The 25,331-nt window shown below is 62.6% G+C and carries 24 protein-coding genes and 2 pseudogenes; 17 read left to right on the forward strand and 9 right to left on the reverse strand.

Annotation, left to right across the window (positions count from 1 at the left end):
* A pseudogene (locus tag BUE21_RS15060) lies at positions 1-192 on the forward strand (hypothetical protein); the annotation flags it as partial.
* A gap of 60 nt (positions 193-252) precedes the next feature.
* Here BUE21_RS15060 and BUE21_RS12845 read toward each other — a convergent pair.
* The gene (locus BUE21_RS12845; protein WP_073357057.1) at positions 253-1,236 is read right to left on the reverse strand and encodes an SLAC1 anion channel family protein; all 984 of its coding nucleotides are present in this window, start codon (positions 1,234-1,236) and stop codon (positions 253-255) included.
* A 155-nt stretch (positions 1,237-1,391) separates the two neighbouring features.
* On the opposite strand from BUE21_RS12845, the gene BUE21_RS12850 reads away from it, so the two are divergent.
* From BUE21_RS12850 to BUE21_RS12870, 5 genes are all read left to right on the forward strand, one after another.
* Positions 1,392-2,624 (forward strand): glycosyltransferase family 4 protein, encoded by a 1,233-nt coding sequence (locus BUE21_RS12850; protein WP_073357058.1) that lies wholly within the window; start codon positions 1,392-1,394, stop codon positions 2,622-2,624.
* Positions 2,599-3,138, forward strand: a complete 540-nt coding sequence (locus BUE21_RS12855; RefSeq protein WP_084523288.1) for a phosphatase PAP2 family protein — start codon at positions 2,599-2,601, stop codon at positions 3,136-3,138. Before BUE21_RS12850 ends, BUE21_RS12855 begins: the two co-directional genes overlap by 26 nt.
* 72 nt (positions 3,139-3,210) lie before the next feature.
* Positions 3,211-4,884, forward strand: coding sequence for an arginine--tRNA ligase (gene argS, locus BUE21_RS12860; protein ID WP_073357059.1), 1,674 nt, complete (start codon positions 3,211-3,213; stop codon positions 4,882-4,884).
* A gap of 24 nt (positions 4,885-4,908) precedes the next feature.
* Entirely contained in the window at positions 4,909-5,538 is a 630-nt protein-coding gene (locus BUE21_RS12865; RefSeq protein WP_073357060.1) for an SPOR domain-containing protein, read from the forward strand.
* Positions 5,539-5,629: 91 nt separating this feature from the next.
* Positions 5,630-6,292 (forward strand): thiol:disulfide interchange protein DsbA/DsbL, encoded by a 663-nt coding sequence (locus tag BUE21_RS12870; protein WP_073357061.1) that lies wholly within the window; start codon positions 5,630-5,632, stop codon positions 6,290-6,292.
* 79 nt (positions 6,293-6,371) lie between these two features.
* Here the strand turns inward: BUE21_RS12870 and BUE21_RS12875 are convergent, their stop codons facing one another.
* Positions 6,372-6,668: a hypothetical protein gene (locus BUE21_RS12875; protein WP_073357062.1), complete on the reverse strand. Its 297-nt coding sequence runs from the start codon at positions 6,666-6,668 to the stop codon at positions 6,372-6,374.
* 88 nt (positions 6,669-6,756) lie between these two features.
* On the opposite strand from BUE21_RS12875, the gene BUE21_RS12880 reads away from it, so the two are divergent.
* Complete coding sequence (locus BUE21_RS12880; protein WP_073357078.1) at positions 6,757-8,241, forward strand: sigma-54-dependent transcriptional regulator; 1,485 nt, start codon at positions 6,757-6,759, stop codon at positions 8,239-8,241.
* Between the two features lie 2 nt (positions 8,242-8,243).
* Positions 8,244-8,852 (forward strand): 1,6-anhydro-N-acetylmuramyl-L-alanine amidase AmpD, encoded by a 609-nt coding sequence (gene ampD, locus BUE21_RS12885; protein ID WP_073357063.1) that lies wholly within the window; start codon positions 8,244-8,246, stop codon positions 8,850-8,852.
* 8 nt (positions 8,853-8,860) lie between these two features.
* On the opposite strand, the gene BUE21_RS12890 is transcribed toward ampD, so the two are convergent.
* The 5 genes from BUE21_RS12890 to BUE21_RS12910 form a co-directional block, all read right to left on the reverse strand.
* Positions 8,861-10,609 (reverse strand): MBL fold metallo-hydrolase, encoded by a 1,749-nt coding sequence (locus tag BUE21_RS12890; RefSeq protein ID WP_073357064.1) that lies wholly within the window; start codon positions 10,607-10,609, stop codon positions 8,861-8,863.
* Positions 10,606-11,493, reverse strand: coding sequence for a sulfurtransferase (locus BUE21_RS12895; protein WP_073357065.1), 888 nt, complete (start codon positions 11,491-11,493; stop codon positions 10,606-10,608). The genes BUE21_RS12890 and BUE21_RS12895 overlap by 4 nt, the downstream gene beginning before the upstream one ends.
* A gap of 450 nt (positions 11,494-11,943) precedes the next feature.
* Positions 11,944-12,768, reverse strand: coding sequence for a BPSS1780 family membrane protein (locus tag BUE21_RS12900; protein ID WP_073357066.1), 825 nt, complete (start codon positions 12,766-12,768; stop codon positions 11,944-11,946).
* Positions 12,765-13,742 (reverse strand): homoserine kinase, encoded by a 978-nt coding sequence (locus tag BUE21_RS12905; RefSeq protein ID WP_073357067.1) that lies wholly within the window; start codon positions 13,740-13,742, stop codon positions 12,765-12,767. Before BUE21_RS12905 ends, BUE21_RS12900 begins: the two co-directional genes overlap by 4 nt.
* A 118-nt stretch (positions 13,743-13,860) precedes the next feature.
* Positions 13,861-14,235, reverse strand: a complete 375-nt coding sequence (locus BUE21_RS12910) for a hypothetical protein (RefSeq protein WP_073357068.1) — start codon at positions 14,233-14,235, stop codon at positions 13,861-13,863.
* 265 nt (positions 14,236-14,500) lie between these two features.
* Here BUE21_RS12910 and BUE21_RS12915 point away from each other — a divergent pair, with 265 nt between their 5' ends.
* The 6 genes and pseudogenes from BUE21_RS12915 to BUE21_RS12935 all read left to right on the forward strand — a co-directional run bounded on the left by BUE21_RS12915 (position 14,501) and on the right by BUE21_RS12935 (position 21,377).
* Positions 14,501-15,685 (forward strand): LLM class flavin-dependent oxidoreductase, encoded by a 1,185-nt coding sequence (locus tag BUE21_RS12915; protein WP_073357069.1) that lies wholly within the window; start codon positions 14,501-14,503, stop codon positions 15,683-15,685.
* Positions 15,682-16,032, forward strand: a pseudogene (locus BUE21_RS15200) (acyl-CoA dehydrogenase family protein); the annotation flags it as partial. The gene BUE21_RS12915 and the pseudogene BUE21_RS15200, both read left to right, overlap by 4 nt.
* Positions 16,033-16,164: 132 nt before the next feature.
* Positions 16,165-16,983: an acyl-CoA dehydrogenase family protein gene (locus BUE21_RS15205; protein ID WP_407656064.1), complete on the forward strand. Its 819-nt coding sequence runs from the start codon at positions 16,165-16,167 to the stop codon at positions 16,981-16,983.
* A 42-nt stretch (positions 16,984-17,025) separates the two neighbouring features.
* Entirely contained in the window at positions 17,026-18,657 is a 1,632-nt protein-coding gene (locus BUE21_RS12925) for an ABC transporter substrate-binding protein (RefSeq protein ID WP_073357070.1), read from the forward strand.
* A gap of 14 nt (positions 18,658-18,671) precedes the next feature.
* A complete protein-coding gene (locus BUE21_RS12930; protein ID WP_073357071.1) occupies positions 18,672-19,739 on the forward strand; it encodes an ABC transporter substrate-binding protein in 1,068 nt (355 codons plus the stop codon).
* 30 nt (positions 19,740-19,769) lie between these two features.
* Positions 19,770-21,377 carry an ABC transporter substrate-binding protein gene (locus BUE21_RS12935; RefSeq protein WP_073357072.1) on the forward strand — a complete coding sequence of 536 codons (1,608 nt, stop codon included), beginning with the start codon at positions 19,770-19,772 and terminating at the stop codon, positions 21,375-21,377.
* A gap of 21 nt (positions 21,378-21,398) precedes the next feature.
* Here BUE21_RS12935 and BUE21_RS12940 read toward each other — a convergent pair whose 3' ends face one another.
* Complete coding sequence (locus BUE21_RS12940; protein ID WP_073357073.1) at positions 21,399-22,430, reverse strand: SDR family oxidoreductase; 1,032 nt, start codon at positions 22,428-22,430, stop codon at positions 21,399-21,401.
* A 93-nt stretch (positions 22,431-22,523) separates the two neighbouring features.
* Between BUE21_RS12940 and BUE21_RS12945 the strand changes: the two genes are divergently transcribed.
* Entirely contained in the window at positions 22,524-23,153 is a 630-nt protein-coding gene (locus BUE21_RS12945; protein WP_073357074.1) for a TetR/AcrR family transcriptional regulator, read from the forward strand.
* Positions 23,154-23,220: 67 nt separating this feature from the next.
* On the opposite strand, the gene BUE21_RS12950 is transcribed toward BUE21_RS12945, so the two are convergent.
* Complete coding sequence (locus BUE21_RS12950; protein ID WP_073357075.1) at positions 23,221-23,661, reverse strand: transcriptional regulator; 441 nt, start codon at positions 23,659-23,661, stop codon at positions 23,221-23,223.
* Between the two features lie 181 nt (positions 23,662-23,842).
* Here BUE21_RS12950 and BUE21_RS14575 point away from each other — a divergent pair, with 181 nt between their 5' ends.
* Together BUE21_RS14575 and BUE21_RS12960 are read left to right on the forward strand one after the other, a co-directional pair.
* Positions 23,843-25,060: a PKD domain-containing protein gene (locus BUE21_RS14575; RefSeq protein WP_143164533.1), complete on the forward strand. Its 1,218-nt coding sequence runs from the start codon at positions 23,843-23,845 to the stop codon at positions 25,058-25,060.
* On the forward strand, positions 25,029-25,331 hold a 303-nt coding region (locus BUE21_RS12960; protein WP_084523296.1), incomplete at its 3' end, for an IS3 family transposase. The genes BUE21_RS14575 and BUE21_RS12960, both read left to right, overlap by 32 nt.

Consider the following 25,331-nt stretch of genomic DNA (forward strand, 5'->3'; position numbering starts at 1 on the left):
TTTGCGTGTGTGGAATGCGGTTACGAAGAAAACGCCGATGTGGTCGGCGCGATCAATGTCTTAAGGGCGGGACACGCCCGGTTAGCCTGTGGAGAGGACGTAAGCCCCGCCAAGCCTGCAAAGGCAAGGTGCGCAGCCTCGGTGAAGCAGGAACCCACCGAAGCGACTCATACTGGCTTCGGGCCGGTATGAGCACCGTAGGAATCCCCTGACTTTAGGCAGGGGTGGATGTCAAGCCGTGCACTGAGAACATCAGTCCGGCAAGAAGATGCGGCCTTTGGCAAAGGCTTGCAGGGTTTTGGCCACCAGAATGCCGATGACGGCGGTGGTCACGGTCAGCAGTGCCAAACCCAGGTAAAGGTAGAAAGTGGTCTGTGTGCGCAGGTGCATTTCCAGGGTGGCGATGGTCAGGGCTGCCAGCGGGAACGAGTAGGCCCAGGCGGACAGAAAAAAGGGAGTGCGCAGGAACAGCCGGGCTTGGGTGGACAGCAGCAACGCAATGAACAGTGCGGTGGAGTACAGGATGCGGGCCAAGGCATCGACCTGACCATCATGGAGTGTCAGCCAGGCCAGAAAGCCCACGGCGGGTGGCGCGATCAGGATGAACAGCGTGGGGTTGAGTTTGGCGGGCAGCGGGTCGTGGAAGAACAGTCGGTAGAGCACGATGGTCATCAGCACCAGCCAGAACACCAGCCCTATGCTGAAGAAGAACCAGCTCACGTCTGGTGGTGCGTAGCGCATTCCGGCAATCGGGACGATGATGTTGCCGACCACCGGGATGAACCAGGCGGCAGTGACTTGCTGGAGAGTGAACTGCGACCGGTACAGCCAGGTTCCCATCGTCACCAGCGTGATGAGCAGGTGGGCACACGCGCCTGCTGTCCAGAGCCACCGGGCCAGGCTGGGCGCAGAAGGTGTCCAGGCAACAGAGAGCAGCAGCAGGCCAATCGTGATGGCTGCCAGAAAGTTCAGTTTCACTGGGTGCTGGCGTTCGGCGCGAACGGCATCCGGGTATTTCAGCCATTTGGCGGTATAGGCCAGCAACAGGGTCAGCCAGATCAGCGAAGCAATCCAGCGCAGGCTGTCGGCCACCACAGCGGGTGCAGCTGCGGCGTGCTGGGCTTTCATCCAGGCAATCGAAAGCCCAGCCAGACCCATGACGGTGGCGAACAGGGCAATGGGCAGGTGTTGCAATCGGCTGTGCGATTCGGGCAGAGCAGTGGAAGTGTGGTGCATGGTGCTGGAGTATTTATATTAGATATAAATGATATATTAACCTGAAAAACAATGCTTGGAATGGCATGGGCGGTAGATGGGCGGCGCGCACCACGTCACGATTCAGTCACTGGCATGTCATGTCGGGTTCATGGCGGCGGCCTAGAGTGGCAGGCATGAAGCCCAGCACTCCACCGCCTTCGTTTGTCCACCAGCCCGGTTCCTCGCTGTTGCGGGTGGCGTTTGTCACCGAGACGTTCCCGCCCGAACTCAATGGCGTGGCCATGACGGCAGGGCGGTTGCTCAATGGCCTGAATACGGCCGGGCACAAGGTGCGCATCATCCGCCCCCGTCAGGAAGGCGAGGACATGGCGCATGTGCATTGTTTCAGCGATCTGCCCACCACGCTGGTGCGCGGCATCGGCGTGCCGGGGTACAACGGCATTCGCTTTGGCTTGCCTGCGGGAGGGATGCTGCGTCGCATGTGGCGGCAGGATCGACCCGATGTCGTGCACATTCTCACCGAGGGGCCGCTGGGCCGCTCTGCACTGCATGTTGCACGCGCGTTGAAACTGCCACTGGTGGCGGGCTACCACACCCATTTTGATCGCTATACCGAACACTACCGCTTTGGCTTGCTGCGCCAGCAGGTGACAGCCTATCTGCGGCGGTTCCACAACCGCTGCCATGTGAACCTGGTTCCCACCGGCGAGTTGGTGCGCCAGTTGCAGGAAGGTGGGATGCAGAATGTGCGCGTGCTCTCGCGCGGGGTGGACAAGAACCAGTTCAACCCGGCGTTGCGCAGTGAGTCGCTGCGCCAGAGCTGGGGCGTGCAGGCCGATGATCTGGTCATGCTGTGCGTGGGGCGGCTGGCGGCAGAGAAGAATCTGGAACTGGTCGTGCAGGCATGGCTGGCGGTGCGCCGCAGTCAGCCACGCGCCAAACTGGTGCTGGTGGGGGCCGGCCCCGAGCAGGAACGCCTGTCGCGCCAGTACCCGGAAGTCGTTTTTACCGGCAGTGTGTCATCCCAGGAGCTGGGCATGTATTACGCATCGGCCGATCTGTTTGTCTTTGCCAGCATGAGCGAGACCTTCGGCAATGTGGTGCAGGAGGCCATGGCCAGCGGGCTGGCGGTGGTGGGGTTTGACTATGCCGCCGCCCACGAATTGATCGTGAACGGCCGCAATGGCATTCTGGTTCCTTTCGACGATGCCGACGCGTTTGTGAACGCCACCGCCAGCCTGGCCCAGCAGCCGCAACTGGTGCGGGAGCTGGGCCATGTCGCCAGTCTGGCAGGCAAGAGCTGGCAGAGCGTGATTCAGGATTTGATCGCTGCGTACCACGATGCCATCGAGATGGCACACCAAGTCCAGGAGGTTCCCCATGCTGCAACCCGACAACGTGCATGAACACCCGCTGCCTTTCAGCCACCGCGAACTGCTGTGGTGCCTGAAGGTACAACAACGCCTGAACCAGCACTGGCTCACCCGTATGCTCAGCGTGGTCAGCCGCCTGGGCAATGGCGTGTTCTGGTATGGACTGATGGCGGCCATCGCGCTGTCTGGCGAGGAACATGGCGTGGAAGCGGCCACGCGCATGGCCATCATGGGCGTGGTGGGGGTGCTGCTGTACAAGTGGCTGAAGAAAATCACCAGCCGCCCACGCCCCTGCGCCCGCAATGGCAAGGTGGTGGCTCTGACCGCACCGCTGGACGAGTTCAGCTTCCCCTCTGGCCACACCCTGCATGCGGTGGCCTTCAGCATCGTGGCGATTGCCTATTTTCCCTGGCTGGCCGTGCTGCTGGTGCCCTTCACCCTGCTGGTGGGGCTGTCGCGGGTCGTGCTGGGGCTGCATTACCCCAGCGACGTGGCGGCAGGCACGCTGATCGGCTGTGCGCTGGCCGTGCTGTTTTTGGCGATCTGACTGCCCTCTGCGGGCAGGGATTTTCCGGTGGGCTGGCATGGGGCGTGTGCCGGAACCACTAAAATTGCGCCCATGCTGAAAATCAAACAAGAACTGCTGGCGGGCCTGGCCACCGCCCTTGAATCACTCGCTGCCGGTGCAGGCGCGAAGGCTGCATTTGAACTGCCCAAGCAGCCCGAACACGGCGACTTTGCCATCACCGCTGCCATGCAGCTGGCCAAGCCCCTGAAACAGAATCCGCGCCACTTGGGGGAACAGGTTCGCACGGCCTTGCTGGCGCAGCCGGTGTATGCGCAGTGGGTGGCCGGTATCGAGATCGCCGGGCCGGGGTTCCTGAACCTGCGCCTCAAGCCCGAAGCCAAGCAGCAGATTGTGGTGGAAGTGCTGCAAGAGGGCGATTCCTTCGGCCAGCAGCCTGCCACGGGTGAGAAGGTCGTCGTGGAATTTGTCTCCGCCAACCCCACCGGCCCGCTGCACGTCGGGCATGGTCGGCAGGCCGCGCTGGGCGATGCCATCTGTCACCTGCTGCAATCCCAGGGCAGGCAGGTTCACCGCGAGTTCTATTACAACGATGCTGGCGTGCAGATTCAAACCCTCACGAACAGCGTGCAACTGCGTGCCAGAGGAATCAAGCCCGGCGACGACCAATGGCCGCAAGCCGCCTACAACGGCGACTACATCCAGGACATTGCCGACGCCTTCCTGAAGGGCGAAACCGTCACTGCCGACGACCGCCAGTACACGGCCAGCGGCAACGTGGACGATGTGGAGGGCATCCGTCAGTTTGCCGTGGCCTATCTGCGCCACGAGCAGGATAAGGACTTGCAGGCATTCAACCTGAAGTTTGACGAGTATTACCTTGAATCCAGCCTCTACACCAGTGGCCGCGTGGATACTGCCGTGCAGCGTCTGGTGGCCAACGGCAAGACCTATGAGCAGGATGGCGCACTGTGGCTGCGCTCCACCGACTATGGCGACGACAAGGATCGCGTCATGCGCAAGCAGGACGGAACCTATACCTACTTCGTGCCCGATGTCGCCTACCACATTGCCAAGTGGGAGCGGGGCTACCAGCAGGCCATCAACATCCAGGGCACCGACCATCACGGCACGATTGCACGGGTGCGGGCAGGCTTGCAGGCTGCCGATGCCGGCATTCCCCAGGGCTATCCCGACTATGTGTTGCACACCATGGTGCGCGTGGTGCGCGGTGGCGAGGAAGTCAAGATCAGCAAGCGGGCGGGCAGCTACGTCACCCTGCGCGACCTGATCGAATGGACGAGCAAGGATGCGGTGCGCTTCTTCTTGCTCAGCCGCAAGCCCGATACCGAATACACGTTCGATGTCGATCTGGCCGTGGCGCAGAACAACGACAACCCTGTGTACTATGTGCAGTATGCCCACGCCCGCATCAGCTCCGTGCTGACTGCGTGGGGAGGCGATGTCGCCACGCTGTCGCAGATCGATCTGGCCGCGCTCGACACCGCACCCGCCCAGGCCCTGATGCTGCTGCTGGCCAAGTATCCGGCCATGCTCACCGGTGCGGCCAAGGACTTTGCCCCGCACGATGTCACCTTCTACCTGCGCGAACTGGCAGCGGGTTACCACAGCTATTACGATGCCGAACGCATTCTGGTGGATGACGAAGCAGTTAAACTGGCGCGTCTGGCCCTGATTGCCGCCACGGCACAGGTCTTGCGCAATGGCCTGGCCATGCTGGGAGTGGATGCTCCGCAGCGCATGTAATTCATTTCTTGACACCCGCAGCACATGAAAACACGACAAACCGGTGGTACGCTGGCAGGCATTCTGATTGGCCTCGTCATAGGTCTGGGCATTGCCATCGTGGTGGCGATGGTCGTCTCCGAAATGCCCACCCCCTTCATCAACACCACGGCCAACACCCGGCCTTCCACGCTGGATTCCACCGAAGCCGAGCGCAACCGGGTCTGGAACCCCAACGCCCCGCTGGCGGGTGCACCGGGTGCCACCGTGAAGGCCGACCGCACCCCCAGTGCCTGGTCGGATGCCCCCGACCCCATCCCAGAGCCGGAAACCGAGCCGGTGGCCGTAGTGCCGGACGCACTGGATGCCCTGGCCGCACAGGCCGCGTCGTCGCCATCCACCCCCACGCCGCCGCCTGCCAGCACGGTGAACGAAGGGGCCTACCAATACTTTGTGCAGGTAGGAGCCTTCCGTTCCCAGTCCGATGCCAATGCCCAGCGCGCCCGCGTCACCATGAGCGGCTGGGATGCGCACATCACCCAGGGCACCCAGCACGGCCAGCCTATTTACCGCGTGCGGGTCGGCCCCTTCAACCGCAGTGCCGATGCTGGCAACCTCAAACAGAAGCTGGATGGTCAGGGTCTGGACTCCACCGTGCTGCGACAGGCCCGTTGAGAACGTAGCGGATGCAGGCCATTGAACTTTTTGCCGGGTAATCCCTCACAGCCCTGCTGCCCAATGATTGAACCACAGGAGTGAACGCATTATGAAACGTCGTGATTTTTCTCTGGCCGCTGCGGCTGCCGTTGCCGGATCGGCCACACTGCTGGCCGGTCTGCCCGCCCGTGCCCAGACCCAGGCTCCCCAGGCAGGCAAGGAATACATGCAGTTGGCGCAGTCCGTCAATACCGCAGTGACCGCTGGCAAGATCGAGGTGCTGGAATTCTTCTGGTACTCCTGCGGGCATTGCAACAACTTTGAGCCGGTCGTGGCGGCCTGGGCCAAGAAACAGCCTGCCGATGTGGTGGTGCAGCGTGTGCCGATTGCCTTCCAGCAGAACGCCAACTACATCCCGCTGCAAAAGCTGTACTACACGCTGGAGGCCCTGAATCTGGTCGATACCCTGCACATTGCAGCCTTCGAGACCATCCACAAGGAACGCAAACGCCTCAACAGCGATCAGGCGATTCTGGACTGGGCCACCAGCAAGGGCGTGGATGCCAAGAAGTTCCAGGAAGCCTACAACTCCTTCTCGGTAGCCAACGCAGTGCGCCGCGCCACCCAGTTGCAAGACCAGTACCGCGTGCAGGGCGTACCGTCACTGGCGGTGGCAGGCAAGTACTACACGGATGGCACGCTCACCGGCAGCTTCTCCCGCGTGCTGGAAGTGGTGGAATACCTGGTGGAGCAGGAACGCAAGGCTGGCTGACCCCGCGAATGCCACGCACCACCCTGCATGACCCTCGTATCAGAAAGGCATGCAGGGTTTTTCTTTGTGTGCATGGTGTTTATCTGACGGCCTGCGCATCCAGACTCTGCTGTGCCTTGTCGGCCCACAGTTGCAGGCTGTCGAGCAGATCGCTCTGGCTGAAAGAGCAGCTCTCGTCCGTGAACAGCGCGCTGGATTCCAGCCGGTCCAGCAGATTCAGCAGCACCTGCTCGTACTTGGGGGGCAGGGCTGCCAGCAGGGTTTGCTGCTCTCTGGCCCATTCCCCGAACTGCTGTGCCGAGAGCTGGTCGTGTTGCACCTGTTGCAGTTTGTCTGGCCAGAGGTGCAGGCTGGCATGGGGATCGATCAGGCCCATGGTGTTCTCCTCGTATGTGGTGGGGTATGGCAATGCCCGTCCATTGTCGCCTCGGATGGTGGGGGCTGCCATCAGTGATAATCAGACCATGACGAAATCCAAAGCCTCCATTCTGGTCATCGACGACGAGCCGGACTTGCGCCTGCTGTACGAGCTGACACTGCTGCGCGAGGGCTATGCCGTGGAATCGGCCGAATGCGTGCAGCAGGCGCGGGACAAGCTGGCGCAGTCCTGCTTCGACGTAGTGCTCACCGACATGCGCCTGCCCGACGGCATGGGCATGGAAATCCTGCAAGACTTGCAGCAGGCGCGGCGCACCGAACGCTGCATTGTCGTCACCGCCTACGGCTCGGCAGAAAATGCCGTCGAAGCCTTGCGTGCCGGTGCCTTCGACTACCTCACCAAACCCTTGGAACTCAAGCAATTGCGCACCGTGGTGGCATCGGCCGTGCAGGGGCAGGAGGTGCTGGCTGGTGCGTCAGGCGATACCGACTGCAAGTCCCATGACCCTGCTGCCGACTGCTGCCGCAGCACCCAGGCCGACCCGAGTGGTCAGGGGCAAGCGGCTCTGGCGCGGCTGGTGGGCCAGTCGGCGGTGATGCAGGCCGTCAAGGGCCGCATTGCTAAGGTGGCGCGCAGCATGGCACCGGTACACATTCATGGCGCGTCGGGTACCGGCAAGGAACTGGTGGCACAGGCCCTGCACGCCAACAGCCAACGTGCCGATGGGCCGCTGGTGGCCGTCAATTGCGGGGCCATCCCGGAAAATCTGCTCGAAGCCGAATTCTTCGGGGCGAAAAAAGGCTCCTACACCGGGGCCGTGCATGATCGCATCGGATTCTTTCAGGCTGCGCAGGGCGGCACACTGTTTCTGGATGAAATCGGCGATCTGCCGCTGCCCATGCAGACCAAGCTGTTGCGCGCCATTCAGGAACGCCGAGTGCGCCCACTGGGAGCCACCCAGGAAGAAGCGGTGAATGTACGGCTGGTCAGTGCCACACACAAGGACTTGGCGCAGGAAGTGGCCGCAGGCCGGTTTCGCCAGGACTTGTACTACCGCCTGAACGTCATCGAAATCCGCATCCCACCACTGCGCGAACGCCGCGAAGACCTGCCGGAGCTGGTGCAGGCTTTGCTGGCGCGGCTGGCACAGGATGCGGGCATGGCGCAGCCGCCGCAGATCACCCCGGAATTCATGCAGGCCATCACCTGCCGCGACCTGCCCGGCAACGTGCGCGAACTCGAAAACCTGCTGCATCGGGCCGTGGCCTTGAGCGACGGCCATGTGTTGCAAGCCGCCAGCATTGCCCCGGATGGCGATGCAATGCCCGTCGTGTCTGCCGTGCAGGAGCCGAACACAGACCCCGCGCCCACCGAAGCCACGGCACACCAGAGCACCGCTTCGGGCCGTGCCACCGATCTGCGCAGCTGGCTCGATGCCCAGGAGCGTGGCGTACTCACGCAGGCTTTGCGAGGCAGCCAGAACGATCTGGCCGTGGCTGCCGACCAACTGGGCCTGAGTGTGCGCCAACTGCGCTACCGGCTGGAGCGTTTGGGCATGGCGGTGGAGTGACCATGCCCCTCTCCACCGACCAGGCCCATTCCCTCTGGAATGAAGGGCGATACCGGCTGGCCCGCTGGTGCGCCTCGCCCAACTGCAATGCCCGCCCTGCGGGTGTGGCGGTCGATTTGATCGTCGTGCATTCCATCAGTCTGCCACCGGGTGTGTTTGGTGGGGACTGCATCGAGCGGCTGTTCACCAACGCGCTGGACTGGGAGGCACACCCTTACTTTCAGGGCATTCGCGGGCTGGAAGTCTCGGCGCATTTCCTGATTCGGCGGGGGGGAGAAACCGTCCAGTTCGTCGATTGCGACCAGCGCGCCTGGCACGCCGGGCAATCCTTTTATCAGGGACGCAACGCCCGCAACGACGATTCCATCGGCATCGAACTGGAAGGGCTGGAAGGTGGCCTTTTCGAGCCAGCCCAGTACGCGGCACTGGCGCAGTTGTGCCGGGCCATTGCCGCACGCTATCCGATCACCGCCGTGGCAGGGCACGAACATATTGCACCGGGGCGCAAACAAGACCCCGGCGCGGGCTTCGACTGGCCCGAACTGCACACACGGCTGTCATGGCCGGCATCCATGTTCCCCGATGGGGTGCTGGTCAGGCTCTGCGGCTGACCAGACGCTCAATGCGCCGCTGGCGTATCGGATGCCTGTGAGGCGGCCTGCAATGCTGCGTGAATGGGCGGTGCGAATTCTGGGTGCAGCAGGGCCAGTCGTTCGGCGTGGGCTTGCAGGGAGAAGCGGGCGACTGGCCACATTTTTTCCGGGGTGTCGGCGTAGGCGTGGGCCAGCCAGTCGTGGAGGCTGCCGTTGGGCTGCTGGCGGATGGCCTGCCAGACTTTTTCCTCGCGCCGCAGCCGGTGTGCGCGCAACTGCTGGATGACCTGCCCAGGCTGGTGCAGCACATGGCCGTGGGCGGGCAGCAGGTACTGCACGCCGTGGGTGGCACAGAGGGTTTGCAGCCGATCCAGGGATTGCAGGTAGTCGTTCATGTTGCCGTCGGGCGGCAGGATGACTGTGGTGGTGCCGCCCAGAATATGGTCGCCGCAGAACAGCAGTGCGTCTTCCTGCAACAGGAAGCACAGGTGGTTGCTGACGTGGCCGGGGGTGTGGATGGCTTGCAGGGTGTGGTGGATGGGGCCCGGGTGATCGTCGGCCGTGTGCAGGCCCACGCAGTCGCCGTGGTGCAGGGTGCGGTCGGGCTGGAAGTGGCTGTCGGCACGGGCATTGGCTGCCGATGGCATGCCCCAGATGGGCGGGCGGGCGTATCCGGCGGCTTCCACCAGGGCTTGCAGCGGGGCGGCGGCCGGGGAGTGGTCGGGGTGGGAGTGGGTGCAGAGGATGTGGCGGATGTCGCCGCCGGTGGCCTGCATGAGCCGCTGGAGGTGCTGGGCATCGGCATCCGTGCCCCAGGAGCCGGGGTCGATGGCGATGAAGCCAGTTTCGGGCTGGCCGATCAGGTAGGTGTTGGTGCCCGGCCCGGTCATGACACCGGCGTTGGGTGCGGTGAGGCGGTGCAGATGCTTGAGCAGAGGTACGGGTTTTTCGTGCTGCCAGCCGACATCGTGCTGCAACTGGCCTTGCGGGCAGACCAGTTCCAGTTCGGCAAACGGGGCTTCGTGCTCCATGAAGCGTGCTTCCCGACCATGCACATAGGCCGCGCGCGGGGAGCTGGTGGGCATGACCGTGCCGTGGCGACAGGCGTGCAGCACGGCTTGCACGCTGGCGAATTCGGCGAGTTTTTCCAGGGTGCGTACGGTGGGATAGACCAGCGGCAGCGCACCGTCGCGGTGGCGTTCGAGGGCGTGGGCGGGGCTGAGCCAGAGCGGGTCGAACTGCTCGATGTTGTCGGCCTGTGCCTGCTGGTGGGTGGGCATGGGGGCGAGCAGGAATGGCACGTCGAAACGGCGCGGGTAGTCGCGGTCGGTGATCCAGTGGCCAAAGCGGTAGATGTGCTCCAGCGCGAACCGCCAGCCCAGTGCCTGCATCTGCGGCGCAAGGGGCTGTTGGCGGTTCAGGTGGCTCTGGATGTCGGCACTGCGCACGGGCTGGCCATCGGCACGGCGTGCCAGCAGGATGCCGAGTTCTTCCAGCGATTCGCGCACGGCTGCAATGGCCAGCGCGGTGGCTTGTGCATCCTGATCGGCGCGGCGGTCGGCCAGATGGGTGCAGGTATGGTCTTGCGGGTCGATGGCTCCACCGGGGAAGACATAGGCTCCCGGCACGAAGCGGGCGGTGTGCGAGCGGCGCGACAGCAGGATTTCAAAACCGTGCGGGCCATGTGCCGCTTCCCGCAGCAGCATCAGCGTGACGGCAGGCCGGGGCGGGCTGGGTTCTGCCGCCGGGTAGAGGTGCAGGCCGGGGCGAATCATGGTGCGTCCTGCCCGCTGGCTGTGCTGGCGGTGGCAACCGGGCGGCTGGGGTCGCTGCACCATTCGCTCCAGCTTCCGGCATAGAGGGCACTGCCGGGCAGGCCGGCGTGTTCCATCGCCAGCAGGTTGGCGCAGGCCGATACACCGCTGCCGCACTGGTGAATCACCGCGCTGGCGGGGGTGTCACCCAGCAGGGCCAGCCACTGGGCACGCAGTTCATCGGCAGGGCGACACAGGCCATCGCGCTGGTGCAGGGCGAAGGGCTGGTTCACGGCGGTGGGAATGTGCCCGGCCACGCGATCCAGCGGCTCCACGTCGCCCCGGTAGCGTTCGGGCGCGCGGGCATCGACGATGAGGTGCTGGCCATCGTGCAGGGTGGCCAGGGTCTGGTTGGCGGTGCGCAGCATCTGGTGCTGCACGTTGGGGATGAAGTGGGTGGCCGGGCGGGGGCGGGCCGGGTCGTTGGTGCTGTCGGTGAGCGGGTAGCCCCGCCGTTGCCATTCGGCCAGACCGCCATCGAGTACCTGAACGTTCCTGTGCCCGAGCCAGCGCAGCATCCACCACAGGCGGCCTGCAAACATGGTGCTGCCCTGGTCGAGCACCACCACATGGCGGTCGTTGCCGATGCCCAGACGCTCCAGCGTGCGCACGAAGGCTTCGGGCGAGGGCAGTGGGTGGCGGCCATTGTGGCCGTTGGGCGCGGCACTGAGGTCGTCATCGATCGAGACGAAAATCGCACCGGGAATGTGGGCCTGTGCAAACGCCTGACGGCCCCAGTCGGGCTGGGCCAGATCGTGCCTACTGTCGGCAATCACAAGCTGGGGGTGAGGCTGGCTCCAGAGGGCATGGAGGGCGGCGGCATGGATGAAGGGCGAATGCGACATGGCGTGTGAAAGCCTGTGACAGGCGGTGGTGCAAAACACCCAATGGTACGCGCTGGCTTTGCCAAACACAAACCCCACGCCCCCAGGACATAGGTATCTACACATCTTTGGACGACCAGCAACCCTCCCGTTTCCGTGCTCGACCCACTGCTGTCCGGAGCGTTTCGGGAGGGCTGCCAATGGTGCTATTGCAACCGCCCTCGACACACAAACCGCCGTCATTCCGGCGCAGGCCGGAATCCAGTAACCCCTTGTTCCATTCAGCAATGTCGGTGTTTATTGCAACGTCGTCACTGGATTCCGGCCTGCGCCGGAATGACGGGAATGACCGACTTGTGTAGATTACCCACGCCCCCAGGACGCGGGAGCGTCCCGTGTGGCGTTACCACGCGGGAGCGTGGTAACGATCAAACGATCAAACGATCAATAAGCGTCAGTCACAAGCGTCCATCACCCCTGCGGCTGGCGTGGCAGTCGGCCCTGGCGTTCCAGTTCGTCCAGGGCGTCGAAGGTGTCGCGGAAGGCGAAGGTGGCGGAGGTGAGCACGGCGGTGCTGTACATCAACATGCCCACCAGATAAACGATGGCCGCGAGCGAAGGGGGCAGGCCCACAATCAGCAGCAGGTAGGTCAGCAGGGTGCCTGCGATTACCAGGGCCACGGCAATGCCGCCCCAGGTCAGGGCATATACGGCCATGGCTCCCAGGTTGCGCCCACAGGCGACGACGCTGTAGAAGATGGCCTGTGCCATGGGCAGGCGCAGCCAGTACACCAGGCCGGGGGCGAACCACAGCAGTGCGCTGGCCAGCAGCCCCGGCAGGGTGACGAGCCAGAAGGCGATCTGCACGCGCCCGTCGCTGAGGATTTCGGGGGTGGGCACTTCCTGCCCGGAGTAGATGCGCCAGAAGCTGCCGCCATCCACGGTCAGCGAGGCGGCCAGCAGCAGCATCAGCCCGGCCGCGCAGACACCGCCCAGTTTCAGCAGTTCCACTCCCTGCGGGGCGTATTTGCCGCGAAACAGCACCCAGGTGATTTCCAGCGGAATGCGCCGCCCGTCGGCCACCAGTCCGGTGCCTGCCATCAGCACGACCATCAGAAACGGTGCCATGGCGACGGACAGGGCCGCTCCCACCACTGGAAATACCGCCAGCAGGCCGCCCACCAGCAGGTACAGGGCCAGCAGAGCGGTCAGGCGCAGGGGTTGCCGGCGGAAAACGGACAGTCCTTCGGCCACCCAGGCCAGGCCGGTGCGGGCGGGTAACAGGCGCAACTTCATGGGGTGGCGAAGCCGTGTTCGGCGGTGATGGCCCCAGGGCGGGCGATGCGTGCGCGCAGTACCCGCTCGAAGTGCGTCGGGTCGTGGGGCTGGAGCATGGAGGCCTGACGCGGCAGGTGGCAGTCCCACAGGCGCGAGATCCAGAAGCGCAGCGCGGCGGCGCGCAGCAGGGCCGGGTAAAGGGCTTGTTCTTCGGCAGTGAGGGGCCGCACCTGCTGGTAGGCCCGCAGCAGTGCGTTCACGCGGGGGGTATCGAGTTCGCCGGTGGCGAGGTCGATGCACCAGTCGTTGATGGCCACGCACAGGTCGAACAGCCAGGTATCGACTCCGGCAAAGTAGAAGTCGAACACGCCGCTGAGCCGCTCGCCCTCGAACATGGCGTTGTCGCGGAACAGGTCGGCATGCACGGCACTGGCGGGCAGTGCCCGGTAGCTGGCCGATGCCGCCAGTTCGTTCTGGAAGGCGAGTTCGCGGCGCAACAGTTCCTGCTGGGGGGCTTGCAGGTAGGGCAGGACGGCGGGCACGGTGTCGTTCCACCAGTCCAGCCCGCGCAGGTTGGGCTGCTGCATGTCGAAGCTGCGGGCGGCCAGGTGCATTTGCGCCAGCACCCGCCCGAGTTGCGCACAGTGGATGGCCTGTGGCGCGAGCTGGCTTTGTCCGGCCAGCTTGACCACGACGGCGGCGGGCTTGCCGTGCAGGCTGTGCAGCAGTTGCCCCTGTGCATCGGCCTGGGGTTCCGGCACGGGAATGCCCGCTGCCGCCAGGTGCTTGACCAGCCGCAGGTAGAACGGCAGTTGTTCGGCGGTGAGCCGCTCGAACAGTGTCAGCACATATTCACCTTGGTCGGTGGTGGCGAAGTAGTTGGTGTTTTCAATGCCGCCCTGAATGCCGCGCAGGCTTTGCAGGGTGCCCAGGTTCAGGTGGTTGAGCAGGGCTTGTGCCGCTTCGGGTGCGACTTCGGTATAGACGGCCATGTTGCCAGGGGTCAAAAAAATCAATCGGACAAACCAGTGGGCCAGCCGGGTGGCACTGGTGCGATGCCGTGCGTCGCACACGGCATGGACAGGGAACGCTGCATGGCAGAAGCGGGCTTCAGAATTCCACCAGGTTCCAGACACGCGGGCCGTTGGTGCCCGAGCCAGCGCGGTGGCCTTCTTCCTGGCGCAGCGAGTGGTTGTTGGACGGCCGCACCTGGTAGGCGGGGGCCGTGCCGCTGGGCTGTACGGTGATGGCTTGCGTTTCGCCGCCAACCTTCAGCTCCTCAATGCGCGAGCCAGCATCTTCCTGGTGGGTGCGCACGGAACGCTGGGGGGCCGCCAGATTGGCATTTTTGTCAGCCTCTGCCGGGGCGGCTTCGGCTGCCACGGCAGCAGGGGCGGGTAGGGTCTGCTGCTCCTGTGCGTGGGCCACTCCGCCAAGAGCCAGCCAGAGCGACAGGGTCGAGAGGGAAAGAAGATTTTTGTTCATGCCTGCATTGTAGGTGGCCGCCTGCTTGCAGGGGGCATTTGGTATGGAATTTTTGCGGGGCTTGTTCAGAACAGATTCTCAGACCCACTGCCGGTGATTTGTTCAAGCCCATTAGCAAATGAAAAATGATTGTTTGACGCTGGGTCTGATGCTTGCGAATAATTCAAAAAATTCATGAATGCCTGTTGCTTCCATGCGGTGTGCGACAGGGTGTTCGTTGCTGTTGGGTGTTTTTGAAGGCAGCTTGCCTGCCCGTTGAGACTGTATGACGCTTTCCCATTCTGCTGGCTCCCTGGTGGGCCTGGACTGTTTTTCTTCTCCGGCTGATTTTCCCGACAGCCCGGTGGCGCAGGCCTTGCGCCAGCCGGTGTTGCTGGGGTTGTTCCTGCCGATTCAGGCGGGGGGCTGGAGTGCCTCGACCTTGCCGCGCAGTACCGACTGGCGGTGGGAGTACAACCGTGATCTGGTGCTCAAGGCCGAGGAGCTGGGCTTTGATCTGGTGTTCGCGCTGTCGCAGTGGCTGCCCAAGGGCGGTTATGGCGGCGTGTTCGATGGCAACGCGCTGGATTCCTTCCAGACCACGGCGGCCCTGACGTCCATCACCCGGCGCATCTTGCTGGTTTCCACCATCCATGTGCTGTACGGCCCGCTGCACCCGCTGCATCTGGCCAAGTGGGGGGCGACGCTGGACCATATTTCCGGGGGGCGTTGGGGCATCAATGTGGTCACGGGGCACCGCAGTGTGGAGCATGAGGCTTTTGGTTGGGATTTGATCGAGCACGACCGCCGCTATGAACTGGCGGCCGAGTTCATTGAGGTGCTGCAACGCCTGTGGACGGACGACGAGCCGTTTTCATTCAGCGGCCAGTCCTCGTGGAAGCTCAAGAATGCCTTTGTCACGCCCAAGCCGCGTTTTGGCAGGCCGCTGCTGGTCAATGCCACCGGGTCGGATGCGGGCATCGACTATGCCGCGCGTTATTCCGATGTGGTGTTCATCACCAGCCCGGGGGCTTCGCATTTCGAGGGGGCGATTCAGGCATTGCCTGCCCATGTGGCGCGGGTCAAGCAGGCCGCGCGGAATGTGGGGCGCGAGGTGCGCACCCTGCTGAACCCGATGGTCATCAGCCGCGAAACCGAGAAGGAAACCCGCGATTACTACGATGCCATCGTCGCGCACCAGGATTTTCGCACTCCCGAGGGCTTCCACAGCCTCAAGAGCGATGCCCATGCCTGGAAGGGGCGCGAAGGTGTGGACCCACCCAGTCGCCGGGCCATTGGCGGCAACATCGAGGTGGTGGGTACGCCCGAGCAGGTGGTGGAGCAGTTCGTGCAACTCAAGCGCGCTGGCATCGACGGCCTGCAACTGAGCTTCTTCGACTTCAAGCCCGATCTGGAATTCTTCGGCGACCGCATCCTGCCCCTGCTCAAGCAGGCCGGACTGCGGCTGTGAGTACGGCACGATCAAGCGACAAAGGAACTGTTTTGAGCATCGAAACCCCCACGGCCGAACGACCTGGCCGCACCACGCCCCCCATCACCGCCCCATTGCTGGACGGGCAGATTCTGCTGGCCCGCGCGCGCAAACTGGCCGCAGAATTTGCCACGCGCGCCGAACACCACGACCAGACCGCCCAGCCCCCCGCTGCGCAGATTCAGGAGCTGTTTCAGGCCGATCTGTTGCGCCTGACGATTGCCCGGCGCGATGGCGGCCACGGCAGTGGCCTGCTGCTGGCGCGGCAGATTGTGCAGACGCTGGCCAAAGGCGATCCTTCCGTCGCGCTGATTGCCTCCATGCACTACAGCCAGCACGCGGGCATTGCCCGTTCGCAGCGGCAGCGTGAGCCATCCCTCGCATTCTGGCCGACCGCCCTGGCACAGCAACTGACGCAGCAGGCACTGCACGCGCCTGCGCTCATCAATGCCGTGCAGGTGGAGCCTGCGCTGGGTTCTCCCTCGCACGGCGGCCTGCCTGCCACCGTGGCGCGCCGGGTCGGCGATGAATGGCACATCAGCGGGCACAAGATTTATTCCACGGGTTCGCACCTGCTGTCCTGGCTGAGCGTGCTGGCGGTGACGGACGAAGAACAGCCACGCATCGGCCAGTTTCTCGTGCCCAAGGACAGCCCCGGCGTGCGCCTGGTGGAGACCTGGGACCCGCTGGGGATGCGTGCCACGGTCAGTCACGATTTCATCTTCGAGGATGTCGCCATTCCCGTGCAGCAGGTGGCCGGACTGTATTCGGCAGAGCACGGCCAGCAGCGCGACGAATACGCCTTCGCCTGGTATCTGAATCTGGTGGGTTCCATCTACACCGGCGTGGCCGAAGCCGCGCTGGACTGGATTGCGGATTTTCTGCTGGAGCGCAAGCCATCGGCCCTCAAGGGCGCGTCGCTGGCCTCCCTGCCGACGGTGCAGGACAGCGTGGGGCGTATCCGTCTGTTGCTCCATACCAGCAACACCCTGCTGGATGCCCATGCCCAGGCGTTCGATGCCCGGCAGCCCTTTGCCGAACTGGGCAGCACCGCCCGCTATGTGGCGATGGAACACGCCGCCAAGGCCACCGCGCTGGCCTTGGAGCTGGCGGGCAACCACGGCATCAGCCGCCACAACGCGCTGGAACGCCATTTCCGCAATGCCCAATGCGGCCAGATTCACGCGCCTTCTGCCGCACTGATTCGCGGCAATGCCGGGCGCGAGTGGTTCAAGGTGCGCCAAAAGGCCACGGCCCTGGCCGCTGACCGGGATTGAGCCTGCCATCCCATTCCCCTCCACTGTCATTGCATTGCACCCATGTCCTGCGTCAATCGTCGCCAATTCCACCTGTTCGCACTGGCAGGTTTCGCCCAGCCTGTGGCTTCCATACTGGGCCTGCCGGGCGCGTCGGCCACGGCGGCCACCGCCATTCCCGACCCTGCGGGCATTCAGCGCGGTGGCACGGTCACGCTGATTTCTGCGCTGGAGCCGCCCACGCTGGTGGGCATCGTCAATCCGGCAGCGGGCACTTTCATCGTCTCGCCCAAGGCCGTGGAAGGGCTGCTGTGGTACGACTTCAATCTTCAGCCCCAGCCGCAACTGGCCACGCGCTGGCAGGTCAGTGACGACGGCCTGCGCTACACATTCCATTTGCGCGAGGGCGTGAAGTGGCACGATGGCAAGCCTTTCACCTCGGCGGATGTGGCGTTTTCGATTCTGGCCGTGCGCGACCACCACCCGCGTGGCCGCGCCACGTTTGCCAGCGTGCGCGAGGTGCAGACTCCCGACGCACTCACCGCCGTGCTGGTGCTGGAGCAACCCGCCCCGTTTCTGCTGACCGCGCTGGCAGCGGCCGAAACGCCCATCGTGCCCAGGCATCTGTATGAGGGCAAGGACTTGGCCAGCAACCCGGTGAACAGCCGCCCGGTGGGCACGGGGCCATTCATCTTCAAGGAATGGGTGAAGGGCAGCCACGTCATCTACGAACGCAACCCCGATTATTGGGATGCGGGCAGGCCGTACATCGACCGGCTGGTGGTGCGCTTTATCAAGGAGCCTTCGGTGGCGGCTGCGGCATTGGAGAGTGGCGCGGCCGATCTGGGCGGGGCCACACCCGTGCCGATTCCCGATCTGGACCGGCTCAAGGCCATCCCGCATCTGGCCATCGACACGCGCGGCAACGAGTATTTCAACCACTCCACCACGCGCATCGAGTTCAATCTCGACAACCCGTATTTCAGGCACCAGAAGGTGCGGCAGGCGGTGGCCCATGCCATCGACCGCGAGGTGATTCTGAGAACTGCGTGGTACGGCTATGGCGAGGCCGCGCCGGGGCCGATCTCGCCCATACTCAAGGCGTTTTATGACCCGGCCGTGGCCTATCCCGCCTACGATCTGCGCCGTGCCGAAGCCCTGCTGGATGAGGCCGGATTCCCCAGAGGCATCGACCGCGTGCGCTTTCGCGTCACGCACGATGTGTTCGATGCGAATGCCAACCGCGTGGCGCAATATCTGCGCCAGACACTGGGGCGCATCGGCATTGAGGTGACGGTGCGCTTGCAGGAGTTTTCCACCTACATCAAGCGGGTCTATACCGACCGCGATTTCGATTTCAACAACCAGGGTATGAGCCAGTTGTTCGACCCTACGGTGGGCATCCAGCGGTTCTACTGGTCGAAAAACTTCCGGCCCGGTGTGCCGTTCTCCAACGGGGCGCATTACCAGAATGCCGAAGTCGATCGCCTGCTGGAGGCCGCTGCCATCGAGAACGACCCCGCGCGGCGCAAACAGCTTTTTGCCGACTTCCAGCGCATCATTGCCGAAGACGTGCCCACCATCGGGCTGGTGGCCGTCAGGCAGGTGACGGTGTTCAACCGCCGCATTGGGGGCCATACCGTCGGCGCGGAAGGCGTTTCCGGTAACTTTGCCCATATCCACCTCAAAGCCTGAAAGGCACAGACTCCATGACCGATACCGCATCCACTGCCAGCGCGTCCCCCGAAACCCTCTGGTACACCCGTTGCCCTGTGCCCTCGCCGCTGGGCATTGCCGCCCAGCAGGGCTGGCTGGCCGAGACCTTTGCCGACATTGGCATTCCGGTGGAATCCATCTTCGACTCCAAGGATCGCAGCATCCGCGAAAGCCATTTCGATCACCATCTGGCGTGGTCATTCCGGCAGGGCGGCAATATTCCGCCCATCTGGGCGCGGGCCAAGGGGCGGGCCACCCGGCTGGTGGGCATTACCTGGACGGACGAGTTTCAGGCCATTGTCACCCTGCCGGGCAGGGGCATCGACTCCGTGGAGCAACTGGCGGGCAAACGCCTGGCCGTGCCGCATCGGGTGAACGACTTGATCGACTTCCACCGCGCCACCGCGCTGAAAGGGCTGGTATCGGGCCTGTCGCTGGCCGGGCTGACGCACCGGGATGCCGTGCTGGTGGACTTGCCCATCGAGGAGTCCGTCATCCTGCAACACGGCACGCCCAGCCTGTTCGGCCTCAAGCGTCGCCATCCCTATTTCCCGGAAGTGCAGGCCCTGGTGCGCGGCGAGGTGGATGCCATTTTCGTCAAGGGTGCGGAAGGCATCATCGTTGCCAACCTGATCGGGGCGCAGACCGTGGTGGAGTTCGGCAGCCACCCCGACCCGAAAATCCGCATCAATAACGGCACGCCGCGCGTGCTGACGGTGGATGCCGCACTGGCCGAACAACGCCCTGACCTGGTGGAACGTCTGCTGGCCGTGATCGACCGTGCCGCCCAATGGGCCGCCAGCCATCCCGACGAAACCCTGCGCTTCATCGCACGCGAGATCAATACCAGCGAAGAAGCCGTGCTGGCCTCCAACGGCCCGGACGTGCACCAGCATCTGGGCATTGGCCTGGACGCGCCGCTGGTGGATGCCATCGGCCACTTCAAGGACTTTTTGCTGGAATGGGGTTTCCTGCCCGCGGACTTCGATGTCCACGCCTGGGCCGATACACGGGGTTTGCAGGCACTGCGCACGAAAACGCCGCTGCAAGAAGCGGCCTGACCGGGATTGTGGTTTGCTGAAGGGGTATTCATGTCGTCTTTTCTGAAACAGGCGGTGCGCCGCATCCAGCGGGGGCTGTGCGCTGGGGCCGTATTGCTGGGCTTGTCGGGCGCAGTGCTGGCGCAAACGGCTGCGTCCGATGCCGGGGCCGTGCGCTTGCTGCTGGAGCCGGAGCCACCCACGGCACTGGTACTCACCACCACGGCCGCCGGTTCGCTCACCCTCAGCCCCAAGACCAACGAGGGCCTGCTGGCGTTCTCGCTGAAACTGGAGCCACAGCCGCAACTGGCCACGCAATGGAGCATCAGCCCGGACGGATTGCAATACACATTCACCCTGCGCCAAGGGGTGAAGTGGCATGACGGCACACCCTTCACTTCGGCGGACGTGGCCTATTCCATTCTCACGCTGAAGGAAGTGCATCCGCGTGGACGCAGCACGTTTGCGAATGTGGAGCGCGTCGCCACGCCCGATGCGCACACCGCCATCATCCACCTCTCCAAGCCCGCCCCTTATCTGCTGTACGCGCTGGCAGCCTCCGAATCTCCCATCGTGGCCCGGCATCTGTTCGACGGAAAGGGCATCCACGCCAATCCGCAACTGACCGCCCCCATCGGCACCGGGCCGTGGATTTTCCGGGAGTGGGTCAAGGGCAGTCACGTCATCTATGACCGCAACCCTGATTACTGGGGTGCGCCCAAACCCGCAGTGCAGCGTCTGGTGATCCGCTTCTTCCCGGATGTGGCGGCCCGTGCCGCAGCCATCGAGACTGGCGAAGTGGACATTGCATCCGGCAGCACCGTGGCCCTGACAGAACTGGAACGCCTTGTCGCCAAGCCGAACCTGGCACTGGAAGAGCAGGGCTGGCAGTACACCAACAACATCACGCGGGTGGAATTCAACCTCGACAACCCCTACCTCCAGCACCACAAGGTGCGGCAGGCGATTGCCCACGCGCTGGACAAGCAGGCCATCCTCAAGGTGGTGCAGTACGGCTATGGCAAGACCGCCAACGGCCCGATCAGCCCCGATCTGGAGCGATTCCACCTCAAGGATTTGCCCGACCATGCGTTTGACCTGAAAAAAGCCAATCAACTGCTGGACGAAGCCGGGTTCCCGCGCGGTGCCAATCGCGTGCGTTTTGCCCTTCATGCCGACTACTGGCCCAACAGCAGCCTGTACCGGCGCACTGCCGAGTTCATCCGCCCGGCACTGGCCCGCGTGGGGATTGCCGTCACCGTGCGTTCGCAGGACGCACCGGCCTACCTCCAGCGCGTCTATACCGACCGCGACTTCGATTTCACCGTCCACCCGATGAGCAACCTGTTCGACCCCACCGTGGGCGTGCAGCGACTGTACTGGTCGAAGAACTTCCGCAAGGGACTGCCCTTCTCCAATGGCTCCGGCTACCAGAACCCGGAAGTGGATCGCCTGTTCGAGGCCGCCGCCATTGAGCCGGATGAGCACAAGCGCAAGGAGTTGTTCAACGAAGTGCAGCGCATCATCGTGCACGACCTGCCGGACATCACCCTGTTCGTGCCCTACAACTTCACCCTTTACAACAAAAAGGTGGGCAACCACACCATCACGGCCGATGGCACCAATGGCAATCTGGCGGACATCACCAAACTGCCATGACAGTTGCCGCCGGGCTTGGCATCAAGCGGTGGGCAGCCAGCCGTGTGTGCGGTACCAGGCGAGGGTGTCGCACAGGGTCTGCTCCACGGGCCTGAATTGCAGACCGAGTTCCCGTTCGCTCTTGCTGTGGTTGAAGCGTGTGCGTTCGGCCTCCCGCAGCATCAGGCGCACCGTGGAGAGGCTCAGCAGAATCGGTTTGCCGCTGATGCGGGCATACCCTTCTTGCAGATAGGCCAGCGCGAACAGCAGCGGGGTGGGCAGCAGGCGGGTGGGGGTTTTCACACCCATGATCTGGCCGAGCAGGGGCACCAGTTCACGCATGGTCATGTGTCGGCCAGCGGCCAGATAGCGTTCGCCCTTGCGTCCCCGCACCGCAGCGGCCATCTGTGCCTGCGCCACATCGCGGGCATCGACCACCGAGAAACTGCCCGGCACCAGACCAGGGAGCCTGCCATGCGCCACATCCATCAGCAACTGCCCGGAAGAAGTCGGGCCGATATCGGCAGGCCCCCACATCCAGCCCGGCAGAACGAAGCAGGCGTGCATGGCCGGATGTTCGTCCAGAAAGGACAGAACCTGCTCATCCGCGAGGATTTTGCTGCGGTAATAGTCGTCTGCATCGTGCAGGGGGCGCGACTGGGTTTCATCGATCAGGGAGCCAGGCTCGCCATTGAGCACCGCAATCGATGAGGTTTGCACAAAGCGTCGCACCCCTGCGGCATAGGCCTGCTCCAACAGGCGACGGGTGCCATCGACATTGATGCGCTGCAACTCGTCCCAGTGCGAACCGCCCTTGTAGTTTTCACGAAAGAAGGCGGCGGTGTGAAACACCACATCACAGCCCCGCAAGGCTGCCGCGAAGGAACCAACATCGCCCAGGTCGCCCTGCACCAGTTCCACGCCGGGCAGGTTCTGGAACTGTTGCAGCCCCTTGGCGTGGCTACGAACCAACGCCTTGACCCGCACCCCCTGTGCCAGCAGCGCGCGCACCAGGTTGTTGCCGAGCAGGCCGGTGGCTCCGGTCACCAAGGCGGTTTCAAAATTCAGGCGCATAAAATCCCAATTCAGATTTCATTTGAATTTTGAAATGTATGAAATGGAGTTTCGGATGTCAAGTGATATTTGAGTTTGCTAGAATCACCATCCATGAATCGCAAGAACCAGCAGCAAGCGTCCCCAACCCGCCTCAGCCGGGAAGAAAGCCAGGCCCGAACGCGCGAAGGATTGATCCAGGCCGCCACACGCCTGTTTGCCGAGAAAGGCTATGGCGGCACATCCATCCGCGACATTGCCGAGCAGTCGGGCCACTCGCAGGGCGCGTTCTATTCCAACTTCCACAGCAAGGAAGAACTGCTGCTGGAGATGCTGCGCCAGCACATGCAGGCAGAGGCCGTGCAGTTGAACACGCTGGTGGAGCAGAAGCAGCGCAGTCCCGCCGAGATACTGGACGATCTGGAAGCATGGGCATCGGCACTGGATCAGGACCCCCACTGGTGCATGCTCTCCATCGAATTGCAACTGCACGCCCAGCGCAGTGCAACCTTCGCCGCCGCCTACCAGGCGGTCTGGCTACAGCACCGCGATGTTCTGGCGCAATGGATGGCACGCCTGTTTGCCGAACGCCAATTGCAGATGCCTGCGGCCCCACAGGACATTGCATCGACCTTCATGGCATTGGCACACGGACTGGCACTGCAACGTGCAGCCACAGGCAGCGGCGCATCAGGCCGCCTGATGGTGGTCTTGTTGCGCGGCCTGATGGCCTTGTCGGCATAGCAAAGGTCTGTCAGGCCCGCTGTGCTGCCCACACATGAGCGACAGAAAGGCTGAGGGCCATTCAGGCTTAACGCGGCGGTATGCCAGATGCAGGCGGACGCGGAGCCTTCAAAGCCTCCAGCTCCTGTGCCCTGGCCAGAGCCAGAATCACCTCCCGCGCAATTTTGCGTTGGGGTGCGGGTAGTTGCAGAAAGGTGTCGAAGGTTTCACGTTCCAGATGTCCCATGCCTTCATCCCAACGCTGTCGGTGCTCCTGTACCGCCTTGCGAATGGATTCGCCAAAGCGCAGGACTTCCGGCTCTATTTTCAGCCATTCGGCCAGAACCTGAACTTTGTCCTGTGATGGGATGGCTTCGCCACGCAGCCAGCGGCGCACGGCTTGCAAGGTCACCGACTTGCCCCAGTAACGCGTGTTGAACTCCCTCTCCAACACCACAGGCCGTAAGGGATAGCCTGCACGTGTCATGGCATCACGCAGACGTTGGGCAAATTCATGAGCTTCATTCATGAACAGAAAAGTAATTTTTTGCCTGCAACAAAAGAAAATTTCTGTTCATTTCAAAGTAAACTACAAGTTCATTTTTATCTGAACACAGCAGTGCCATCCAAGTTGCTAATCAACCAGTGCTTAGACTTCCTCAGAAGCGGACGCAAGAAGGGAGATAGCCTTCGATAAGGTATCAAGTGACATGAAGCCTCCTGACATTGTTACTGGACGATACGCATACATTGGAGCGTACTGCTGTTTATATCAGGTGGTGACACTGGATGGCAGTGGAAGTATCAGCGAGGCGAACCGAGAGCTTGGCTATCAATGGACACTGGTGAAGCAACCTGGAAACTCTTTTTTGAATGGTGAAAAAGAAGTTATAGCCACTTTTGTTCCGATTGTTGTAGGCGAGTATGTCATTGGTTTGACAGTCCATGATGGCTTGGCCAATAGTGATCGGGAGGAAAAAATCATTACTGTAGTAGATGGCAATATAGCTCCTGTGGCCAATGCGGGACCACCCCAGAACGTGGCAACTGGTACCAGGGTGATGCTGGATGGCTCGAGCAGCACAGATGTCAATAATGACACATTGACTTACCGGTGGTCACTGAGCAGACCCACAGGCAGTGCAGCAGAACTGGACAATTCAGCAGCGGTGCGACCTGCTTTTGTGGTGGATAGTGCAGGAGAGTATGTTGCTTCATTGATAGTCAATGATGGAAAGCTCGACAGTGTGGTTGCTATGGTATCGATTACAGCCTATGTCGAGAACGTGCCGCCAGTCGCCAATGCGGGTACGGCACAAAGTGTCACTACTGGAACTCTGGTCAGGTTGGATGGCTCTGGCAGTACAGATGCCAATGGTGATCCACTTACCTATAAATGGTCTCTGGCGAAACCATCCGGAAGTTCAGCTGATTTGAACAATCATCAAGATGCTCGACCGACATTCACACCAGATATACCGGGAAAATATATTGCATCTCTGATTGTCAATGACGGAAAAGTAGAGAGTACTAGCGTATCTGCCGAAGTCACTGTGACCAGATCGAATGCTGCTCCGGTGGCAAGTGCAGGCCGAGCCATAGAACAAGAAATAGATACAGTTGTTATTTTGGATGGCAGTGCCAGCACAGATGCAGATGGAGATTCATTGCAGTTCGCATGGACATTGACCACGCCAGCAGGGAGTCAAGCCAAGCTGTCGGATGCTACTGCTGTCAAGCCAAGCTTCAATGCAGATGCTGTGGGTGATTATGTGGCGCAGTTGCAGGTAACGGATGCTTACGGAGCTTTGAGTGCCAAGGATCAGGTCAATATCCGGATTGTGAAGTTCCCCCCATTGACCGGACACCTTATATTTCTCAAAGAAGGAGTCCATCATGTCTTCAAAACGCCCGCAGTATCCACCTGAGTTTCGCAGTCAAATTGTTGAGCTGGCCAAAGCAGGTCGCACACATGCTGAACTTGCCCGAGAGTTTGGATGCCACGCCACCAGCATTGGCACCTGGGTTCGCCAGAGTCAAATTGATGAAACCGGCGATACGTCTTCAGATGCACCGTTGAGCACCGCTGAGCGCCAAGAATTGACCGCATTACGGCGCGAGCTCAGGCAAGTTAAGCAGGAGCGCGATATCTTGGCAAAGGCTACAGCCTGGTTTGCTCACAAAAGCGAAGCAGACACG

Source organism: Lampropedia hyalina DSM 16112 (genome assembly GCF_900129055.1).
Classification (GTDB): domain Bacteria; phylum Pseudomonadota; class Gammaproteobacteria; order Burkholderiales; family Burkholderiaceae_C; genus Lampropedia; species Lampropedia hyalina.

Excerpts from the sequence above, each read along its gene's own strand:
- BUE21_RS12845 (WP_073357057.1), bottom strand. The coding sequence starts at position 1,236 with ATGCACCACACTTCCACTGCTCTGCCCGAATCGCACAGCCGATTGCAA.
- BUE21_RS12850 (WP_073357058.1), top strand. The coding sequence starts at position 1,392 with ATGAAGCCCAGCACTCCACCGCCTTCGTTTGTCCACCAGCCCGGTTCC.
- BUE21_RS12855 (WP_084523288.1), top strand. The coding sequence starts at position 2,599 with ATGCTGCAACCCGACAACGTGCATGAACACCCGCTGCCTTTCAGCCAC.
- argS (WP_073357059.1), top strand. The coding sequence starts at position 3,211 with ATGCTGAAAATCAAACAAGAACTGCTGGCGGGCCTGGCCACCGCCCTT.
- BUE21_RS12865 (WP_073357060.1), top strand. The coding sequence starts at position 4,909 with ATGAAAACACGACAAACCGGTGGTACGCTGGCAGGCATTCTGATTGGC.
- BUE21_RS12870 (WP_073357061.1), top strand. The coding sequence starts at position 5,630 with ATGAAACGTCGTGATTTTTCTCTGGCCGCTGCGGCTGCCGTTGCCGGA.
- BUE21_RS12875 (WP_073357062.1), bottom strand. The coding sequence starts at position 6,668 with ATGGGCCTGATCGATCCCCATGCCAGCCTGCACCTCTGGCCAGACAAA.
- BUE21_RS12880 (WP_073357078.1), top strand. The coding sequence starts at position 6,757 with ATGACGAAATCCAAAGCCTCCATTCTGGTCATCGACGACGAGCCGGAC.
- ampD (WP_073357063.1), top strand. The coding sequence starts at position 8,244 with ATGCCCCTCTCCACCGACCAGGCCCATTCCCTCTGGAATGAAGGGCGA.
- BUE21_RS12890 (WP_073357064.1), bottom strand. The coding sequence starts at position 10,609 with ATGATTCGCCCCGGCCTGCACCTCTACCCGGCGGCAGAACCCAGCCCG.
- BUE21_RS12895 (WP_073357065.1), bottom strand. The coding sequence starts at position 11,493 with ATGTCGCATTCGCCCTTCATCCATGCCGCCGCCCTCCATGCCCTCTGG.
- BUE21_RS12900 (WP_073357066.1), bottom strand. The coding sequence starts at position 12,768 with ATGAAGTTGCGCCTGTTACCCGCCCGCACCGGCCTGGCCTGGGTGGCC.
- BUE21_RS12905 (WP_073357067.1), bottom strand. The coding sequence starts at position 13,742 with ATGGCCGTCTATACCGAAGTCGCACCCGAAGCGGCACAAGCCCTGCTC.
- BUE21_RS12910 (WP_073357068.1), bottom strand. The coding sequence starts at position 14,235 with ATGAACAAAAATCTTCTTTCCCTCTCGACCCTGTCGCTCTGGCTGGCT.
- BUE21_RS12915 (WP_073357069.1), top strand. The coding sequence starts at position 14,501 with ATGACGCTTTCCCATTCTGCTGGCTCCCTGGTGGGCCTGGACTGTTTT.
- BUE21_RS12925 (WP_073357070.1), top strand. The coding sequence starts at position 17,026 with ATGTCCTGCGTCAATCGTCGCCAATTCCACCTGTTCGCACTGGCAGGT.
- BUE21_RS12930 (WP_073357071.1), top strand. The coding sequence starts at position 18,672 with ATGACCGATACCGCATCCACTGCCAGCGCGTCCCCCGAAACCCTCTGG.
- BUE21_RS12935 (WP_073357072.1), top strand. The coding sequence starts at position 19,770 with ATGTCGTCTTTTCTGAAACAGGCGGTGCGCCGCATCCAGCGGGGGCTG.
- BUE21_RS12940 (WP_073357073.1), bottom strand. The coding sequence starts at position 22,430 with ATGCGCCTGAATTTTGAAACCGCCTTGGTGACCGGAGCCACCGGCCTG.
- BUE21_RS12945 (WP_073357074.1), top strand. The coding sequence starts at position 22,524 with ATGAATCGCAAGAACCAGCAGCAAGCGTCCCCAACCCGCCTCAGCCGG.
- BUE21_RS12950 (WP_073357075.1), bottom strand. The coding sequence starts at position 23,661 with ATGAATGAAGCTCATGAATTTGCCCAACGTCTGCGTGATGCCATGACA.
- BUE21_RS14575 (WP_143164533.1), top strand. The coding sequence starts at position 23,843 with ATGAAGCCTCCTGACATTGTTACTGGACGATACGCATACATTGGAGCG.